The following is an 18,550-nucleotide window of genomic DNA, read 5'->3' as shown; positions in this document are numbered from 1 at the left end:
ATGCATATTTATAATCTATCATGATTATTCAGAAAAATCCATTCAGAAATACGAATTTTCTGAAATGTAAGCGTTTTTTGACGATGTTTCGCTTTTGTAATATATGATTTTCTGACAAAAAACCGTAATTTTAATAGAGTATTTATTATATTTACATAAAAACAGGTTGTTTTGTCAATATAATATTGAATGAAGAAAAAATATTTTTTTCGGAAAAAGTATTGACTTATTAGAAAAGAGAGGAATATAATGAGTGCAACTTAAAAAAATGCAAGCGTTGATGAAGAAGAGTACACATGATGAACATGTCAGAGAGCTGATGGTTGGTGCGAATCAGTATGGAATTGATGTGGAATGGGCTTCGGAGCTTCCAAACCGAAACGAAAGAAGTAGGCTTTGGCGACATGATCTCATCGATATAAGAGACACGTATTATTTTTTGATACGGCAAAGTGCGTTACATTCGTAACGAATTAAGGTGGCACCACGGGAGTACCCGTCCTTTCTATAGGATGAGTACTCCCTTTTTGTGTATAAAAAATTAAATAAATGAAATCGTTTAAGTAAGAAGAGTACGTATATTGGAGACGTTACAGAGAGCCGGGAGCAGGTGGGAGCCCGGTACGGTGCCATATACGGAATGGGCTTACGAGAGGTATGCTGAACAATTGTTTTCAGTAGGCAACCCGGGTTCCGCCGTTACAAGGATAAGGTATATATTTTGTACCTGAATAAAGCGGGATGCTTTTGCGTCCAACATGAGGTGGTACCACGGTAAATTTATCGTCCTCTACATATTTCGATATGTAGGGGACTTTTTTTATTTTTCAGAGTGAGGTGAAAGGCATGATGACAAAAGAGGAATTTATGAAGCAAAAAGAACAAGGAAAAACATTTTTAGTAATCGCTGAAGAAGAAGGAGATAGCATTACGCCAATTTCTTTATATAGACGTATGAAGGGTAAGAAAAAGTTTTTACTAGAAAGTTCACAGCTTCATCAAGATAAAGGGCGCTATTCTTACTTAGGGTGTAATCCTTATGGAGAAGTGAAAAGCGTCGGTATAGAAGTAGAACGAACGATGTATGGGCAAACAGAAAAATTGCAAGGTAACGTATTGCAAGTATTAGAAGAGGTAATCGCACCAGAACAAGTAGAGAGTCCATTTCCGTTTTGCGGAGGAGCGATTGGATATATCGGCTATGACGTAATTCGGCAGTATGAAAATATAGGAGTAGACTTACATGACCCATTAAATATTCCAGAAGTACACGTACTACTGTATCGTGAGTTTATCGTTTACGATCATTTACGCCAAAAGTTGTCGTTTGTATATGTATGCGGGCAAGAAGAGTCAGCTTCTTATGAAGAAGTATACGAAAGATTGCAAAGGTACAAAGAGGATGTGTTAAACGGTGAAGAAGAGAAGGTGAGTGAAGTAATATCATCGTTATCATTTACTTCTTCCATAACGGAAAAAGAGTTTTGCGAAATGGTAGAAACAGCGAAAGAATACATTCGGGCCGGAGATATTTTCCAAGTTGTATTATCCCAGCGTTTGCAAAGTGAATGTATTGGAGATCCATTTGCATTATACCGGAAACTTCGAATTGCAAATCCATCACCATATATGTTCTATATCGATTTTCAAGGTTACGTCGTTCTCGGTTCTTCGCCAGAAAGTTTACTATCAGTAAGAGACGATAAGGTGATGACAAACCCAATTGCGGGTACGAGGCCGAGAGGGAAAACGAAGCAGGAAGATGAGGAAATCGAAAAAGAACTGTTAGGAAATGAGAAAGAGCGAGCAGAACATATGATGCTTGTGGACCTTGGACGAAACGATATTGGCAGAGTAAGTGAAATTGGCTCTGTGACGATAGACAAATATATGAAAGTAGAAAAATACTCTCACGTTATGCACATTGTATCTGAAGTTTACGGAACATTGCGAAAACAAATGAGTGGATTTGATGCATTAGCGTATTGTTTACCAGCTGGTACAGTATCAGGTGCTCCGAAAATAAGGGCGATGGAAATTATTAATACGTTAGAGCATGAGAAAAGAAATGTATATGCCGGAGCTGTTGGATATATTTCATTCTCAGGAAATCTTGATATGGCGCTAGCAATTCGAACGATGGTTGTAAAAGACGAGAAAGCGTACGTTCAGGCAGGAGCGGGTATCGTCTACGATTCAGACCCGGTTGCTGAATATGAAGAAACGTTAAATAAAGCGAGAGCGCTTTTGGAGGTTATGAAATGATTGTACTGATTGATAACTATGATTCCTTCACATATAACTTGTATCAACTATTAGGCGAGTACGAAGAAAACATCGTCGTCGTAAGAAATGATCAAATAACAATTGAACAATTAGAGGAGATGAAGCCGAAAGGAATTGTGCTCTCACCAGGACCAGGGAAACCAGAAGATGCTGGAATTTGTATCGATGTTATTCGTCACTTTTATAAGAACGTTCCTATCTTAGGAATTTGCCTTGGCCATCAAGCAATCATATCCGCATTTGGAGGAGAAATTGTTAGAGCAGAGCGCATTAAACACGGAAAAACATCACGTGTGAAACATAACGGAACGTCAATATTTTCGTACGTTACGCAGCCGCTAACGGCAATGCGTTACCATTCACTTGTCGCAGCGCAAAATGGTTTGCCGCATTGTTTTGACATACTTGCGACAGCGATGGATGACGGAGAAATCATGGCAGTTCGTCACAACTATTATCCGCTCTTCGGATTACAGTTTCACCCAGAATCAATTGCAACAGAAGAAGGCGGAAAATTAATACGTGCCTTTTTAGCAGAAGTGAAAGAGGAGGAGAGAGTATGAACAGTTATCTTCGAAAATTAGTAGAGGGACAACATTTAACAGAAGAAGAAATGTATGAAGCAGGACTTCTTTTATTAAGTGACAACATATTGGAAAGTGAAGTTGCAGCTTTCTTAGTATTGCTGAAAGCGAAAGGCGAAACAGCAGAAGAAATATACGGTCTCGTTCGTGCTCTTCGCGAAAAGGCATTACCGTTTTCAAATCATATAAAAGGCGCGATGGACAATTGCGGAACGGGTGGTGACGGTGCGCAAACATTCAATATTAGTACAACATCGGCATTTGTACTTGCCGGAGCTGGTGTAAAGGTTGCGAAACATGGAAACCGCGCTGTTTCTAGTAAAACAGGAAGTGCTGATTTATTAGAAGAACTCGGTGTAAACATTAGTTGTACGCCAGGTGAAATTGACTACTTATTAGAAAATGTAGGGATTGCCTTCTTATTCGCACCAGCGATGCATCCAGCATTAAGACGCATTATGAAAATAAGAAAAGAATTAAACGTTCCGACGATCTTTAACTTAATTGGCCCTTTAACGAATCCTGTTAACTTAGAAACACAATTTGTCGGCATTTATAAACGAGATATGTTACTACCAGTTGCGCAAGTATTACAGAAACTAGGAAGAAAACAAGCGCTTGTCGTAAACGGAAGTGGCTTTTTAGATGAAGCATCATTACAAGGAGAAAACTGCGTCGCTATTTTAAAAGACAATGAAATAATCGAAATGAGTATTGAGCCTGAAAAATATGGTTTTTCAAGAGTGAAAAATGAAGAAATCAGAGGTGGGAATTCGAAAGAAAATGCAAAGATTACGCTCGGAGTATTAAGCGGAGAAAAGAGTGTCTATCGCGATACTGTTTTATTAAATGCAGGTCTAGCCCTTTTTGCAAATGGAAGAGCAGAAACGATTGAAGAAGGAATTACACTAGCGGCACATAGCATTGACTCTGGAAAAGCATTAGCCAAACTAAACTTATTAATTGCAGCAAGCCATGAAAAATTAGAAAGGGTGAATTAAAATGGGGACGATTTTAGACAAAATTGTAGCGCAAAAGAAAGTAGAAGTTGCGGAGTTATATGAAACATATTCACCAGTGAAAGAAAAAAGAAAAACACACTCACTTGTAAAAGCTTTAGAGCAGTTTACTGTAATCGCAGAGGTAAAGCGAGCGTCTCCATCAAAAGGCTATATTAATTTACACGTTGATGTGCCAAAACAAGTGAAAACATATGAAGAATGCGGTGCTGGAGCAGTTTCGGTTTTAACAGACGGTCAATTTTTTAAAGGATCGTTTCACGACTTACAAACGGCAAGAGCAGAAAGTAACATTCCGCTTTTATGTAAAGATTTTATAATCGATAAAATCCAAATTGATAGAGCGTATGAAGCAGGAGCCGATCTTATTTTATTAATCGTTGCAGCATTGTCAAAAGAGAAATTAAACGAGCTTTATAACTACGTACTAGAAAAAGGATTAGAAGCGATTGTTGAAGTTCATGATGAACAGGAATTAGAAATTGCAATCCGATTAAATCCGCACGTTATCGGAATTAACAACCGTAATTTAAAAACGTTTGAAGTGGATTTAAGCCAAACAGAAAAGCTTGGGAAACGATTAAATGAGGAGAAATTACTTTGGATTAGTGAGAGCGGGATTCATTCAAAGGAAGATATTATTCGCGTCAAACGAGCTGGAGCAAAAGGTGTATTAGTTGGAGAAGCACTTATGACATCATCTTCTATAAGTAACTTTTTCGAAGACTGTAAGGTGAACATATGAAAGTGAAAATTTGCGGCATCACTGATGTTGAAACAGCAAAACATGCTTGCGAATACGGAGCAGATGCAATTGGATTTGTTTTTGCAGAAAGTAAGCGGAAAATCACCCCAGGGCTAGCGAAAGAAATCATTCAGGAGCTTCCAGCAAACGTGTTAAAGGTCGGTGTTTTCGTAAATGAATCAGTAGAAGTGATCCAGAAAATTGCAGATGAGTGTGGGTTAACACATGTGCAACTACATGGGGATGAAGACAATCATCAAATTAGAAGATTGAATATTCCGTCTATAAAGGCGCTCGGAGTGACTTCGGAGGACGATATGAAAAACGCTCAAACATACGAAGTGGATTATATATTGTTTGATAGTCCGAAAGAAAAGTTTCATGGAGGAAATGGAAAGAAATTTTCATGGAAGTTACTTGCACATATGCCAAAAGAGTCGCGAGAGAAAACGATACTAGCTGGCGGATTAAACACCATTAATATAGAAGAAGCCATTCAAACCGTTCAGCCATATATGGTCGATGTGAGTAGCGGAGTAGAGACAGAAGGAAAGAAAGATCTAAAGAAAATAAAACAATTTATTAAAAAAGCGAAGGAGTGTTCCAAATGAACTACGCATATCCAGATGAAAAAGGTCACTACGGTATATACGGGGGGCGATACGTTCCAGAAACGTTAATGCAATCCGTATTAGAGTTAGAAGAAGCATATAAAGAAGCGATGCAAGATGAAGAGTTTCAAAAGGAATTAAATCATTATTTACAAACGTATGTTGGCAGAGAAACACCGCTTTATTTCGCTGAAAATATGACGAAGTATTGCGGCGGTGCAAAAATTTATTTGAAACGTGAAGATTTGAATCATACAGGCGCACATAAAATTAACAATACAATCGGTCAGGCACTTCTTGCCGTACGAATGGGTAAGAAAAAAGTTGTCGCTGAAACAGGAGCAGGACAACACGGAGTTGCAACAGCTACTGTATGTGCCCTACTCGGATTAGAATGCGTGATCTTCATGGGAGAAGAAGATGTGAGACGTCAAAAATTAAACGTGTTCCGAATGGAATTACTTGGAGCAAAGGTAGAAAGCGTAGCGGCAGGTAGCGGCACGTTAAAAGATGCGGTAAACGAGGCGCTTCGTTACTGGGTTTCACACGTGCATGATACGCACTACATTATGGGATCAGTTCTTGGACCGCATCCGTTCCCGCAAATTGTCCGTGATTTCCAAAGTGTAATTGGGAAAGAAACGAAAAAACAATATGAAGCATTAGAAGGGAAATTACCAGAAGCGGTCGTTGCTTGTATTGGTGGTGGTAGTAATGCAATGGGAATGTTTTATCCGTTCGTACACGATGAAGAAGTTGCCCTTTACGGCGTAGAAGCAGCTGGGAAAGGTGTTCATACAGAAAAGCACGCAGCAACTTTAACGAAAGGAAGCGTCGGTGTTTTACACGGATCGATGATGTACCTTCTGCAAAATGAAGAAGGACAAATTCAAGAAGCTCATTCTATTTCAGCAGGACTCGATTACCCGGGTGTGGGGCCAGAACATAGCTTGCTAAAAGACATCGGCCGTGTTTCTTACCACTCAATTACGGACGAAGAAGCGTTAGAAGCATTTCAATTATTAACGAAAAAAGAAGGGATTATCCCGGCATTAGAAAGTTCACATGCTGTTGCATACGCTTTAAAACTAGCGCCGCAAATGAAGCAAGACGAGGGGCTTGTCATTTGTTTATCCGGCCGCGGTGATAAAGATGTAGAGAGTATAAAACGTTATATGGAAGAGGTGTAAAAAATGGGAGTAGAAAAAATTAAAGCAGCGTTTAAAAATGGTAAGAAAGCATTTATTCCGTACGTAATGGGCGGAGATGGTGGACTTGAAAAGTTAAAAGAAAGAATCCGTTTTCTTGATGAAGCAGGAGCAAGCATCATTGAAATCGGTATCCCATTTTCAGATCCAGTCGCAGACGGGCCAACTATTCAAAGGGCAGGGAAACGAGCATTAGATAGCGGTGTAACATTAAAAGGTATTTTTCAAGCATTAATAGAGGTGAGGCAAGAAGTTCAAATTCCATTTGTACTCATGACATATTTAAATCCAGTACTTGCATTTGGGAAAGAACGATTCATCGAGAACTGCCTTGAAGCGGGTGTGGATGGCATAATCGTTCCAGACTTACCGTATGAAGAACAAGAAATTATTATACCACTTCTTCGTGAGGCGAATATAGCTTTAATTCCACTCGTTACCGTTACGAGCCCAATTGAGCGAATTGAAAAAATTACGAGTGAATCAGAGGGATTTGTCTACGCTGTTACAGTAGCAGGTGTAACGGGAGTACGTCAAAACTTTAAAGATGAGATTCATAGTTATTTAGAAAAAGTAAAATCACATACGCATTTACCGGTAGTGGCAGGGTTCGGTATTTCAACGAAGGAACATGTAGAAGAAATGATTACAATATGCGACGGTGTTGTCGTTGGAAGTAAAGTTATTGAGCTTTTAGAAAATGAAAAGCTAGAGGAAATACGTGAGTTAATACAGGCAGTAAAACAAAAAGAAGAGGCATAAGTCTCTTCTTTTTGTTTTGCGTAATAAATGTTAAAATATACAGAAAATACTTATAACTTAGAGGGTGAGAAGGCATGCTAAGACGTAAACTATTATATCTTCTTTTAACTGTACCATTATACGCTTGGCTCATTAGCATGACGAAAATAGAGTTGGTGGCTCTGTTTTTAGGATATGTATTCATCTTTTCCCAATTAAATCGAATACAAGAGCAATCTATTTTAGAAGTATGTATATTTTCGATTAGTATAGAATTATTTAGTATCGTTTCGATTGTGTTATTAAACGAGTTATTTCGGGGGATTTATTCATTTGAATTAATGAAATTTGGAAATATTGTATTGCAAGTAATATGTGCTTATATTGTGTTTGTTGTGCTAGAAAAAATAATCGGACAACAGACGGTTTTTCAGGATAAAAGAAAATGGGAGTGATTCAAAAAAGGAGCCAAACGGCTCCTTTTTTGAATCTGTTGTAAAAACAATTGAAAAATATGACAGCTGTTATATAATAGTTAAAAATTGTATTTTTAATGAAAAGAGATGATAGTATGGCCATATTGTTGGCACTTATCCCGATTATGATGATTTTCATTTGTTTGTTTTTGTTTAAACAAACGTCATTAAGAGCCTCATTAATCTCTTATGCCGTTTCTGTCGGAATCGTTTTACTCTCGCCAACGTTTCAATTAGGGATAAGTGAAACTGTACACGCTACGATTAAAGGTTGGTTGATTTGTTTTATTGTCGGATACGTTTTGTTTTTCGGTATTTTTTTATTTCACCTCATGAACAAAATGGGATACATCGATCAAGTAGCACGATTTCTAGAACAAGTCACACACGATCGCTTATTACAAATGCTTCTAATGTGTTTTGGTATTTGTCCACTTATTGAATCAGTGAGTGGGTTCGGAATTGGTTTTATGGTTGCAGCGCCAATCTTTCTTTCGTTAGGCTATAAACCGTTTCAAGCTGTACTACTTTCGTTTATCGGTCTACTTGCAAGTTCATGGGGCGCGATGGCAACAGGTACGATTATCGGTTCGCAGCTTATTAACATGCCGCTCACAACTCTTGGCACAAATACAGCATTATTAAGCATCCCGATTTTTGCATACTTTATCTTCCTTTCTTTATACGTTGTCGGTGGCTTTCAGGCAGTTATAGAAAAGTGGAAGGAAGGATTCGGTTTCTTTCTATTATTCTCTCTCGGAATCTATCTTTCTAACGCATACGTAAGTGTTGAACTAGCAGGGATATTAAGTTCTATCGTTACCATTACATTTGGTTTTCTTATCATAAAATTAAAAGGGAAAAATGAACAAAACCTTTTAACAGAACATGCGGCGGCTACGGAGAGGGAAGTATCCATTATAAAAATTATTAGCCCTTATATATTTTTAACAGTTTGTATTTTATTATCTCGCCTCGTTCCAGCATTACATGATTTGCTCAGGTCATATGCGGTTCTCGATTTAAAATCATACTCTTACAGACTAGAACTACTATATTCGCCAGGATTTTGGCTCGCCATGACTTGTTTGTTTACAATTATTTTCTTCCGCATTCCATCTAATATTATGAAACAATCACTCTCGCAAACGATAAAACAATGGATTCCTTTCGCTATTACAACGACAATGTTCATTGCAATTTCAGAACTAATGGGGGCATCTGGTATGCATTCATTACTCGCAGAAACAGCTGGTGAAACATTTGGTACGTTTTTCATTTTCGTTGCTCCGTTCATTGGCGGAATCGGCGGCTTTTTAACTGGTAGTAACGCAGGGTCAAATGCAATGTTTATAAAACTGCAAATGCAAACAGCGCAAAACGTAGCACTTCCGTGGCAATACGTCACAACACTTCAAAATACCGCATCATCAGTAGCGACAATCGCTTGCCCATCACGGATTACGCTTGGTGCTTATTTATGTAATATCCCGTATCGTGAAAATGAACTATTAAAGAAGACGACACTAATGATTTTTGGTGCGGTGTTGCTTGTAGTAGTGGAAGTTGTTTTTTGGTATATATTGAGAAATTAAAAATCCTCCTAACATAGGAGGATTTTCTTTATGACTGGATAATGTTTTAAATATGAAAAGCTTCTACTAAATGAATAGGAGATGAAAGAGATGCCCTTAAAAAACTACGGTGTATTAAAAGGTACAGTTATACAATCAAAGATTGGAAAAGGGAAAATACCTCATTATCAAGTTCATTTACAAGGCGAAGCAGAAGTAGATTATCGTATTGCAATTAACGTGAAGTCGCAAAGTTATCCGTCAGAAGTTTTATATTTTGCGAGCAACAATATTCGGTCAGAGGCGATTTATATTTTACCGACATTACCGTTCGGTTTTACGGAAGTGAAAAACAATGAGTCGAAAGTGGCTTTAGATTATGTAAGAGGTAATTTATTTGATTCGAATCAAATGATTCCTTTACCTGCTGAAAAAGCAGGAGTTGATAATGATTTAAATGAAAAAATAGAGCGTTATATAAAGCAAGCGATAGAAGAAAAAGCAATTATTTACGCGTTTGGTGAAAGATGGGGGCCAGAAGAAAATACACCCGATTCTTACTTTCATTTCGAACCAGGAAACGGCATACACGATATTCATATGAATCAAGGGAATGTAGAGAAATGGCAAGGTGATGATGGGATATGGCAAGACGGTGGTTTGCTCATTCATTTTGAGAAGAGGGAAGAGTGGATAGGTATCTTTCTTGCTTTTCAATCGCAATCATGGTGTACCGATGAAGAGGGGCATGCTCGTGTTCCGGTGGAGCATTGTGATCATAAGAAAAATAATTAATGAGAAGAGGGCGTTCAAAAAGAACGCCCTCCTCTTATTTTATAAAACCCAAAACTAACAAGTGTAGAAATACAAGAGAAAAGAAGCGCTACACTAGAAAATGCAATGAGATACATATTATATTTCATAACCTGTCCAATTAGCTGATTACTGTCGTACTGAAGCAGTCCCGCTATTATATTGAATAAAAATAATATGATAAACATGACGATGACACCGTCTATTGATCCTTTAATGTCTGGTTTACTTAAAGCAATATGTGCAGAAATACAAATAGCGATAAATAAAAATAACCAAAAAGAAGGGGTCAATAAATTGCTCATTGTAAACAAGCTTTTTAATAAAAAGAATGTTGATAAAAACATGTTTTGGATCATGTCTAAGTTAATAGAAGTCGATGCAACAGTTGTTTCGAGAGTCGTATTAAATAAAGAATATGACTCTGGTACGAAATAGCGCATTAAAAGTATTAAGGCAGTAATACCAGAAATAATAGGGCCAATTCCAATGAAGAAATTCCCAATGCGTTGATATACACTTTTTTGATTGTATTGATGTTGTACGTAGCCTAAAGCACCTTGACTTGTATCTGTTGGGAAAAACTGTGTTGCTACAATTTTATGACGAAATAGTACACACATAATTGCATGTCCAAGTTCATGAATAGGGACACCAATCCACGCAGTTAAAAGGAAGCCTTTCCTACCAAAAGCTCTCGACCAATACATTCGTGTGAGAGATTCTAAATAACCTAATATAAATCCAATTACAATGATGACACCAATTAAAGAAAATAATTGGATCACGCTTGTAAGGAGTGTTTGAAAAATCGAGTTTACAAAATCCACTGTCTTCATCCAATCTTTTAAAAATGTTATTTGCTCTGTTTCATAATAACATTATTTTTCTATATTACTAGCACACATAGTTTCGTTTAAAAGAAGGATTTCATAATCTTTTTCTTGTAGTCATGTTTTATGTCCAAAGTCATATATTGAATTTGTAACACCCTATAAGGTATATGCTTAAGGAGGGATGAGAGAATGAACTGTCCGGCGTGTCATACAGAAAATGCAGTGGAAGCAAAGTTTTGCGGGAATTGTGGACATTCGTTAACGGAAGAAGTAGTGGCAAGTAGTGGCCAAGAAGAAGGGCCAGAATTAGCACGTGTAGCACAAGAAAAGGAAACTCGCCCAAATGAAACAGTAGAGCAAGCGAAACAATTTGCAAGTGGCTATTTTCAGTTCTTTAAAAATGCTTTTAAATCACCATCGGCCGTTATGAAAAGTGGAAATATTGAAGTGCGAAATGGAATTGCAAGCCTTGTACTTATTTGTTTTTTAGGAGCATGTATTTTTTATAGAATGATGAGCGCAGCGGCGACTGTTACGAGGACATTAGTGCCCGATATACCTACTCCTACTTTCTTCGGAGAATCTGTAAAGGTCTTTTTCTTTTTATTAATTTTAACTTTATTTGTCGGATTTCTTATTTTTGTAAGTGGTAAGATGATGCAATCATCTTTTTCTTTTCTTGAAGCATTCGGTATATGGGGGACGATAGCGACTCCGGCTATTGCTATATTAGTGCTTTCTTTTCTTTTTAGTTTTTTATTAATCTTTTTCTTACCGATATTACTATCGGTGGCGGTAACTTATATGGGAATTAGTGTAATTGTATCTATAGTGAAATTAGATAACGGTGGATTAGATCTTGTTTACGCTCTTCTTATCGCAAATGTTTTCATCGGAATCGCAACATGGATTGTATTTTGGTCTTACATTAACACGATAATTCAAACCTTTACTGGGGGATTCACAGGCTTCTAATGAAAAGGTGGTTGAATGGATGAATGTATGTACTAAGTGCGGAGTTCAGTATGAAGATGGAGTGCAATTTTGCCAAAACTGCGGGCTGAAGAGGGAAAGTCTTGTAGTAAAGAAGAAAATGAGCGGCGGTACAAAAGTTGGCATTACACTCTTAACATTACTTGTTATAGTAATTGTTGGATTGTATTTGTATGGATCATCGTATTATAAGCAGACAGCACAAGTAGACCGAATGATTACTATTTTACAAGAGAGGGACGGGGAGAAATTAGCTGAGATCATCATGGCAGATGATCCAGCCGTTATTGTCACGAGAGAGTGTGTAACGCCTCTATTTTCATATATAAAAGAAAACCCATCTTATGTGAATGAATTGAAAGAATATTTGAGGCAAGGTGAAAAACAAGGGGATGGAATAGAAAGAGCAGATTTTTCTTTAACGAAAGAAGGGAAGTATTTCTTTATATTCGATCGTTATAAATTGAAAGCGAAGACGTATTATACGACTTTGCTTACAAATGAAAAAGGTACATTATTAAAAATGAACGGAAAAGAAATTGATAAGACAAATGATAAAAAGTTTGAGAAGCAATATGGACCGTTTCTTCCAGGGGCTCAAGTGTTTCAAGCGGAATATAAAAATGACCATGTAAAACTATCAAGAGAGGAAAAGGTTGTACTTATAAAACAAAGTCAAAATAATGTAACGGTAGATTTAACGTTGCAAGGGCAATATATTACAGTTCAAACGAATGTGCCTGGTGCGACATTGTACGTGAATCAAAAGCCAGTTACTGCGTTGACCGGAGAAGAAATTACGTGGGGACCGGTAGCGACTGATGGAAGTGCGGCGATTTATTTAGAACGAAATGGAGAAAACGGAAGGGAAACGACGAAGGTAGAAACTGTAACGGCACTGTCGGCTTATAATCTTCCATTCCAAAAGAAAAGTGTAGAAAAAACAGTTGTTTACAATGTTACTCCGCCGCCTACTACTCATTATGTATATAATGGTTTCATCTTCCCTGATAGTGATGTTCGAAAATTAACGAGTGAGGACTTAACATATTTATCGAAAGAACAGTTGAAAATTGCTAGAAATGAAATATACGCAAGGCATGGACATATGTTTCAAACGAAAGATATGCAGGCGTATTTTTCAAAACAGTCTTGGTACAGAGAAAATCCGTATTTTACGGGAACGTTAACGAGTGTGGAAGCTTATAATGTTGAACTGATTAAATCAAGAGAATAGAGTGCATGAAAAAGGTACAGTGTATATTACTGTACCTTTTCTATGGTTGTTTAGCTGGACCAGGATCCCTTGAGAAAAAGATGTGAAAGAGGAATGTGACTTTACTTGCTCCTCCTGATGTACTAGCTTGCACATCAGATAATGCACTAGATGTTAAAACACCTTCAGAACGAGGCGGTACGACTATTTTGAGGACATCATCTGATTCTGATGATGCAGTAACTGTTATTGTATCATCAGATAAGTTCAAAATTTTAACAGTACCGATTGGTAAGATGGACTTGCCAGCGTGTGATGCTGAAGCGAAGCGAGAGCCTTTCCAAATAGTTTGTGCGAAAGTCTCGTCGTTAGATAACCAAGCACGAGCGCTGTATAATGTTGCGTTAATGGAAAATTCTTGGTCAAGCGACACGGCGGGTTTCGGTTCTTGCGGTTCCTCTGGAGTTTGAGCGAGAAGGCCGGCGCACATGTATGTTTCACCTACTTTCGATAGTTACTGTTATAGCATATTAAACATCTTGTTTATAAGACACGACGGATACCTATTAAGGCATAGTTTTATGCACCAAACTTGTAGATTAAATTCTTTTTCTTTACAATTTAAGTAGGTGTTATTTCTGTAAAATATGGAAATCGTAAAGAGTATGTAAAAAGAAGGAGTGGTAAAGTGAACTATGTCATTATTGGTGGGGATGCAGCTGGTATGAGTGCAGCAATGCAAATTGTTAGAAATGATGCAACTGCAAATGTTGTAACGTTAGAAAAAGGTGAAATCTATTCATACGCTCAGTGCGGATTACCGTATGTGATTAGTGGTGTTATCGCCTCTACTGGAAAGTTAATTGCACGCGATGTAAAGACGTTTCGTGATAAATATGGAATTGATGCGAAAGTGCGTCATGAAGTAACGAAAGTAGATACGGAAAAGAAAATTGTGTATGCAGTACATACGAAGACGAAAGATGTATTTGAATTTTCATATGACCGTTTATTAATTGCAACTGGTGTACGCCCTGTTATGCCGGATTGGGAAGGTATAGATTTACAAGGTGTTCACCTTTTAAAAACAATTCCGGACGCTGAGCGCATATTAAGTACACTTGAAACGAATAAAGTTGAAGATGTGACAATTATTGGCGGCGGTGCAATTGGTCTAGAGATGGCAGAAACATTTGTAGAACTTGGTAAGAAAGTAAGAATGATTGAGCGAAACGATCATATTGGCACAATTTATGATGCCGATATGGCGGAATATATACATAAAGAGGCAGACAAACATAATATTGAAATTTTAACAAATGAGAATGTAAAAGCGTTTAAAGGAAAAGCAAGAGTAGAACAACTGGAGACGGATAAAGGGACCTATAAAGCAGATCTTGTTTTAGTATCTGTCGGTGTACAGCCAAATACTGATTTTCTTGAGGGGACAAATATACGTAAAAATCATAAAGGGGCAATTGAGGTAAATGCATATATGCAAACGAATGTGCAGGACGTATATGCAGCTGGTGATTGCGCCACACATTATCATGTTATAAAGGAAATTCATGATCATATCCCGCTCGGAACGACTGCCAATAAACAAGGGCGACTTGCCGGACTCAATATGGTTGATAAACGAAGAGCATTTAAAGGTACGTTAGGTACAGGCATTATTAAATTTATGGATTTGACGCTCGCAAGAACAGGCTTAAATGAAAAAGAGGCGAAAGGACTAAACATCCCATATAAAACGGTCAAAGTAGATTCAACCAATATGGCAGGTTATTACCCAAGTGCCAAACCACTTTACTTGAAATTACTATATCACGCCGATACGAAACAATTGTTAGGCGGTCAAGTAATTGGAGAAGAGGGCGTAGATAAACGTATTGATGTTATCGCAATGGCACTCTTCAATAAAATGAGTATTCACGATTTAGAAGATGTCGACTTAAGTTACGCACCACCATATAACAGCGTTTGGGATCCAATTCAACAAGCGGCAAGGAGAGCGGAATAGCACTTTTTAAGTGCTATTTTTTTCGTTAAAGGGGAGTAATCAATTTTGTCGAATAAAGAGGTTTGGGAAATAGTTACATATAGGGAAGGGGATCTTTAAAAATGGTTGTGGCACTTCAAAAAGTTCAAGAATCAGAAAAAATGATTTTACGTAATTTATATTCACTATATCTACATGACCTCTCTAAGTTCACTACTAATATAACGATTGGAGCGGATGGTTTTTTTGAATACGAAGATTTGCATATGTTTTGGGGAAATGATGGAATCACTCCGTATTTTATAAAAGTTGATCATAGTATTGTAGGATTTTTATTACTATTGGAACGTCCATTTTTGGAGCAAGAAAACGACTTTAGTATTAATGATATTTTCATATTGAATCAATATAAGGGAAAAGGAATCGGAAAGAAGGTTATTGAAAATTTGCTAGAAGCGAAACGAGGACAATATTTCGTTATTGAACTTACAAAAAATATACCAGCTGTTTCTTTTTGGAAGAAAGTATATAGAGAGCTGAAAATTGAATTTGACGAGCGAACACAGCTAATCGATGATGAAGAATGCCTCGTTCAGACGTTTAAAATATAATGAAATAGGTGCCCCTGATATATTACTTTGAAATTTAACTTTATTTTGAATATACCGTTCGCCCTTGAAAACATAGTACGTATCGCTTATATTGTCATATAGTATTTATTTTTTAATAAAGCAATGAACGAACCAGGGGGCACAGTATGGCAATTAACATGAATATAATCGAAGAATGGATTGCTGAGTCAAATGCAAGAAACGAAGAAGACTTAGGAAACGTTGTTGAAGAGATGAAAGAAGTATGTGTCGGACTTGATAACGCGACATTAATTTATACGAAAAACGTATTTTGTTTCGGTAAGAAAGTAGAAGTATTGTTCTTCTTCCAAGATCATGTTGTTATCGGACAAGAAAAAGAAGAGTATGTTGAAATTGAGAAACTAAAGTATGATGACATTACAAATAGCAATCTAAAAACAAATGACAAAAATACAACGTTAGAACTAAAGTTTGCTAATGGGAAATCTATCGATTTAGACAGTCTAAATGATAACTACGGTACGAAAAACTGGTTATTTGCAAGACAAATTAAGAGTATCTTTAAATTAATCTAGTGAAAAAGCAGGCCTTGAGAGGTCTGCTTTTTATTTATTTCCTATTATGCAAAGGCAACCTCTTTCTTCATAACATTTCACGCTTGTAAATCCTGTATTATAAAATAGGTTTATTAATTCTTCAGTCGTATTACATTTCTCCATATGATATTGAATTTTGAAAGTTTCAGCCACTAATAAAAAGGATCCGTTCGGTTGTAGGACGCGAAATACTTCTTTTATATCTTGTTCCACATCAGGCCAAAAGTAGTGTGTTTGAAAAGCGGTAATGAGATCGAAGAAGTTCGCATGATGTGGAATAGAAGAGACGCTTGCTTTTTGAACAGTTACTTTTTGTGTTTGTACATCTTTCATATTCGTATGTATAGAATCTTTCACAGCTTGATCGGAGTAATCAATTCCATATATTTTCCCAAACGGAGTTAGTTTCGAAAGCGTATGTATTGTTTTACCACCCCCACAACCAATATCTAAAATAACTGCATCTTCACGTATATGTATTTTTTGTAAAGCCCAATTTGTTAGTCTCGTATGTGCAGAGTTCATAATACAAAGCATTGAGGAACCGATTGTTCCACGAGGATTTTTCGCTTGTTTGATTAAACGTTGTAAAATGCCCAATTTAAACGCTCCTTTTTATGTAAGAATATATACTCATTTCGCTTTTAATAATGTAACTCCTCTAAAAAAAGCACGCCATCAACCGGCGTGCTTCTAATTATACAAATACCCTTTTAGCCAATTCCGCGCTCGATATGCCCCAACAGGAATTTGAATGAGAGACGTTTCATTTCCAGCATCTATCCCGTACAACTGATCACATGAATTTGTATCAAAACTCAGTAAAGGATGCCCACCCATTCCCATCGCAGTCGCTGCAAAAACGAGTTTATGAACGAGTATACCAGCTTCCATTTGATGAATGCGATATCCTCTATAACCTAATGTATGTGTATAGTAATCTTTATTTCCGATTACATGTAGACAAAGTGGTACTTGAAAAAGATTTACGTTATCCATCGTCATACTAGATTGAAGCGGATGACGAAGGTCTCCGTACCGAATTGGCTGTATGGAATGTGACCTGCTGTTATAAGCGTAAGCGCCGTTTTCTATGTCTTTTACGTTATAAAAACATCCGTATAGTGAGACTCGTGCGTTTTCATTTACATACTTGCCATCAAGGTCGTTGTAATAAGGGAAGGAGAGGCTCGCTTCTTGTAGTAAAGTAGCGAGCTCGGCTGCATCCCATTTCGTTAAAATGAAGTCAGAATCAGGTGAATATCGTTTTTTACAAAGATGTAAGAAATCATAGGATAAACGTTCCACTTTAGGTAGCTGTACAGCGTGTGCACTGTATTGCTGTCGATTTTCTTGAGTTAATGTTTGGAAGTGTTCTGTCGATTCAATCATAGAAGCTGCGTTAACTTTTGTTATCATCGGATATTCATCTACATGCTTTGAGCGAACGAAATGCTCATGTGTTAAAGGCGGGATTTGCTGCAACAAGTCATGAGAAGTAATAGTTTTATTTTCGTGATGATTATCGTGAAACCAATCTGTATTCGGTTCTGTACTTAAAGGAATAACAGCATACACACTTTCTTCACCTTCTGACAGTCCAAGTAAATGATTCATTGCCCGGTCTAGAAATTGAAAATATACACCATTGGTATAACCGAATTGTTTTGCGCATTCAAGTAATTGCCCGATTAGAACACCACTATCTAACCCTTGAAGCCGGTATGAAAAGTTATTGTATTTAAAGAAGTTTTTCCAAAACATAGTGGATACGAATACTGCTCCAAAACAAGAATGTATGTTACAACGATTGCCGAGTGCTTCTGTAAGATAAGAATCAAAATTTCCTTCACGAAGTAAGATAAGACGGTGATGCGCGGCGTCATAATGATAAATGCCGTCTGGATAATGATCAATTTTTAAATATATATATAATTCATTTGGATATAAAGCACCCCCAGAAGGGATGAATCTTCGAAATAGAGTCGTTGTTTTATTATTTTCTAGGTTAGTAGTAGGCTGACATAATTGTGTTAAACCAAATGAGTACCAAAGATAATGACCGATTTCCTCTAAGTTAGGTTTAGTAGAAGAATTCCGCAAAGTTAATGGGATTTCTAAAGAGAGAGGGATTACTGGTAAATTTCGATATAATTTATAAGGAAGTGGTGCGTCTTCCCAGTCAATCTCTTTATCGGACGACATAATTTCATTAATAGAAAAATGGAGATGATGTAAAAAAGTATCAGGTTGCATC

19 protein-coding genes and 2 other annotated features are annotated in these 18,550 nt (G+C 37.1%); of the genes, 15 read left to right on the top strand and 4 right to left on the bottom strand.

Going from position 1 to position 18,550, the window contains the following annotated elements; all coding sequences use genetic code 11:
• Positions 1-268 precede the first annotated feature (268 nt).
• Positions 269-507, top strand: a binding site (T-box leader).
• Between the two features lie 42 nt (positions 508-549).
• Positions 550-794, top strand: a binding site (T-box leader).
• Between the two features lie 52 nt (positions 795-846).
• The 10 genes from trpE (at position 847) to BAU23_RS20235 (ending at position 10,039) form a co-directional block, all read left to right on the top strand.
• Positions 847-2,265 (top strand): anthranilate synthase component I, encoded by a 1,419-nt coding sequence (trpE, locus tag BAU23_RS20280; protein WP_071735074.1) that lies wholly within the window; start codon positions 847-849, stop codon positions 2,263-2,265.
• Entirely contained in the window at positions 2,262-2,849 is a 588-nt protein-coding gene (locus tag BAU23_RS20275) for an anthranilate synthase component II (RefSeq protein WP_000636357.1), read from the top strand. The genes trpE and BAU23_RS20275 overlap by 4 nt, the downstream gene beginning before the upstream one ends.
• Positions 2,846-3,871 carry an anthranilate phosphoribosyltransferase gene (trpD, locus tag BAU23_RS20270; RefSeq protein WP_001089855.1) on the top strand — a complete coding sequence of 342 codons (1,026 nt, stop codon included), beginning with the start codon at positions 2,846-2,848 and terminating at the stop codon, positions 3,869-3,871. The genes BAU23_RS20275 and trpD overlap by 4 nt, the downstream gene beginning before the upstream one ends.
• 1 nt (position 3,872) lies before the next feature.
• Positions 3,873-4,634 carry an indole-3-glycerol phosphate synthase TrpC gene (gene trpC / locus BAU23_RS20265; protein ID WP_016128952.1) on the top strand — a complete coding sequence of 254 codons (762 nt, stop codon included), beginning with the start codon at positions 3,873-3,875 and terminating at the stop codon, positions 4,632-4,634.
• Entirely contained in the window at positions 4,631-5,245 is a 615-nt protein-coding gene (locus BAU23_RS20260) for a phosphoribosylanthranilate isomerase (RefSeq protein WP_000865130.1), read from the top strand. The genes trpC and BAU23_RS20260 overlap by 4 nt, the downstream gene beginning before the upstream one ends.
• The gene (gene trpB, locus BAU23_RS20255; RefSeq protein ID WP_001105046.1) at positions 5,242-6,435 is read left to right on the top strand and encodes a tryptophan synthase subunit beta; all 1,194 of its coding nucleotides are present in this window, start codon (positions 5,242-5,244) and stop codon (positions 6,433-6,435) included. Before BAU23_RS20260 ends, trpB begins: the two co-directional genes overlap by 4 nt.
• A gap of 3 nt (positions 6,436-6,438) precedes the next feature.
• A complete protein-coding gene (gene trpA, locus BAU23_RS20250) occupies positions 6,439-7,215 on the top strand; it encodes a tryptophan synthase subunit alpha (protein WP_000537843.1) in 777 nt (258 codons plus the stop codon).
• Positions 7,216-7,289: 74 nt separating this feature from the next.
• Entirely contained in the window at positions 7,290-7,649 is a 360-nt protein-coding gene (locus BAU23_RS20245) for a DUF4029 domain-containing protein (protein WP_000946162.1), read from the top strand.
• A 116-nt stretch (positions 7,650-7,765) separates the two neighbouring features.
• The gene (locus BAU23_RS20240; RefSeq protein WP_016128953.1) at positions 7,766-9,265 is read left to right on the top strand and encodes an L-lactate permease; all 1,500 of its coding nucleotides are present in this window, start codon (positions 7,766-7,768) and stop codon (positions 9,263-9,265) included.
• A gap of 90 nt (positions 9,266-9,355) precedes the next feature.
• A complete protein-coding gene (locus BAU23_RS20235; RefSeq protein ID WP_071735073.1) occupies positions 9,356-10,039 on the top strand; it encodes a DUF2278 family protein in 684 nt (227 codons plus the stop codon).
• Positions 10,040-10,053: 14 nt separating this feature from the next.
• Here the strand turns inward: BAU23_RS20235 and BAU23_RS20230 are convergent, their stop codons facing one another.
• Entirely contained in the window at positions 10,054-10,887 is an 834-nt protein-coding gene (locus BAU23_RS20230) for a hypothetical protein (RefSeq protein ID WP_071735072.1), read from the bottom strand.
• A 195-nt stretch (positions 10,888-11,082) separates the two neighbouring features.
• Here BAU23_RS20230 and BAU23_RS20225 point away from each other — a divergent pair, with 195 nt between their 5' ends.
• Both BAU23_RS20225 and BAU23_RS20220 read left to right on the top strand, forming a co-directional pair.
• The gene (locus tag BAU23_RS20225) at positions 11,083-11,868 is read left to right on the top strand and encodes a zinc ribbon domain-containing protein (RefSeq protein WP_016128955.1); all 786 of its coding nucleotides are present in this window, start codon (positions 11,083-11,085) and stop codon (positions 11,866-11,868) included.
• A gap of 19 nt (positions 11,869-11,887) precedes the next feature.
• Positions 11,888-13,123, top strand: coding sequence for a TcaA 3rd/4th domain-containing protein (locus tag BAU23_RS20220; protein WP_071735071.1), 1,236 nt, complete (start codon positions 11,888-11,890; stop codon positions 13,121-13,123).
• 40 nt (positions 13,124-13,163) lie between these two features.
• Here the strand turns inward: BAU23_RS20220 and BAU23_RS20215 are convergent, their stop codons facing one another.
• On the bottom strand, positions 13,164-13,592 hold the full coding sequence (locus BAU23_RS20215) for a hypothetical protein (protein ID WP_000332419.1): 429 nt from the start codon (positions 13,590-13,592) through the stop codon (positions 13,164-13,166).
• Positions 13,593-13,790: 198 nt separating this feature from the next.
• On the opposite strand from BAU23_RS20215, the gene BAU23_RS20210 reads away from it, so the two are divergent.
• From BAU23_RS20210 to BAU23_RS20200, 3 genes are all read left to right on the top strand, one after another.
• Positions 13,791-15,125, top strand: a complete 1,335-nt coding sequence (locus tag BAU23_RS20210; RefSeq protein WP_071735070.1) for an FAD-dependent oxidoreductase — start codon at positions 13,791-13,793, stop codon at positions 15,123-15,125.
• 101 nt (positions 15,126-15,226) lie between these two features.
• Positions 15,227-15,715: a GNAT family N-acetyltransferase gene (locus BAU23_RS20205; protein WP_016128958.1), complete on the top strand. Its 489-nt coding sequence runs from the start codon at positions 15,227-15,229 to the stop codon at positions 15,713-15,715.
• Positions 15,716-15,861: 146 nt separating this feature from the next.
• Positions 15,862-16,272, top strand: a complete 411-nt coding sequence (locus BAU23_RS20200; RefSeq protein ID WP_000996809.1) for a DUF3908 family protein — start codon at positions 15,862-15,864, stop codon at positions 16,270-16,272.
• 30 nt (positions 16,273-16,302) lie between these two features.
• Here BAU23_RS20200 and BAU23_RS20195 read toward each other — a convergent pair whose 3' ends face one another.
• Complete coding sequence (locus BAU23_RS20195) at positions 16,303-16,893, bottom strand: class I SAM-dependent methyltransferase (protein WP_000512102.1); 591 nt, start codon at positions 16,891-16,893, stop codon at positions 16,303-16,305.
• A 93-nt stretch (positions 16,894-16,986) separates the two neighbouring features.
• Positions 16,987-18,549, bottom strand: coding sequence for a SagB family peptide dehydrogenase (locus tag BAU23_RS20190; protein WP_001182184.1), 1,563 nt, complete (start codon positions 18,547-18,549; stop codon positions 16,987-16,989).
• Position 18,550: the final 1 nt, after the last annotated feature.

The organism is Bacillus nitratireducens, from assembly GCF_001884135.1.
GTDB lineage: Bacteria > Bacillota > Bacilli > Bacillales > Bacillaceae_G > Bacillus_A > Bacillus_A nitratireducens.
Note: the sequence above shows the minus strand (reverse complement) of the source record. Positions and strands in the feature narration are given on the sequence as shown.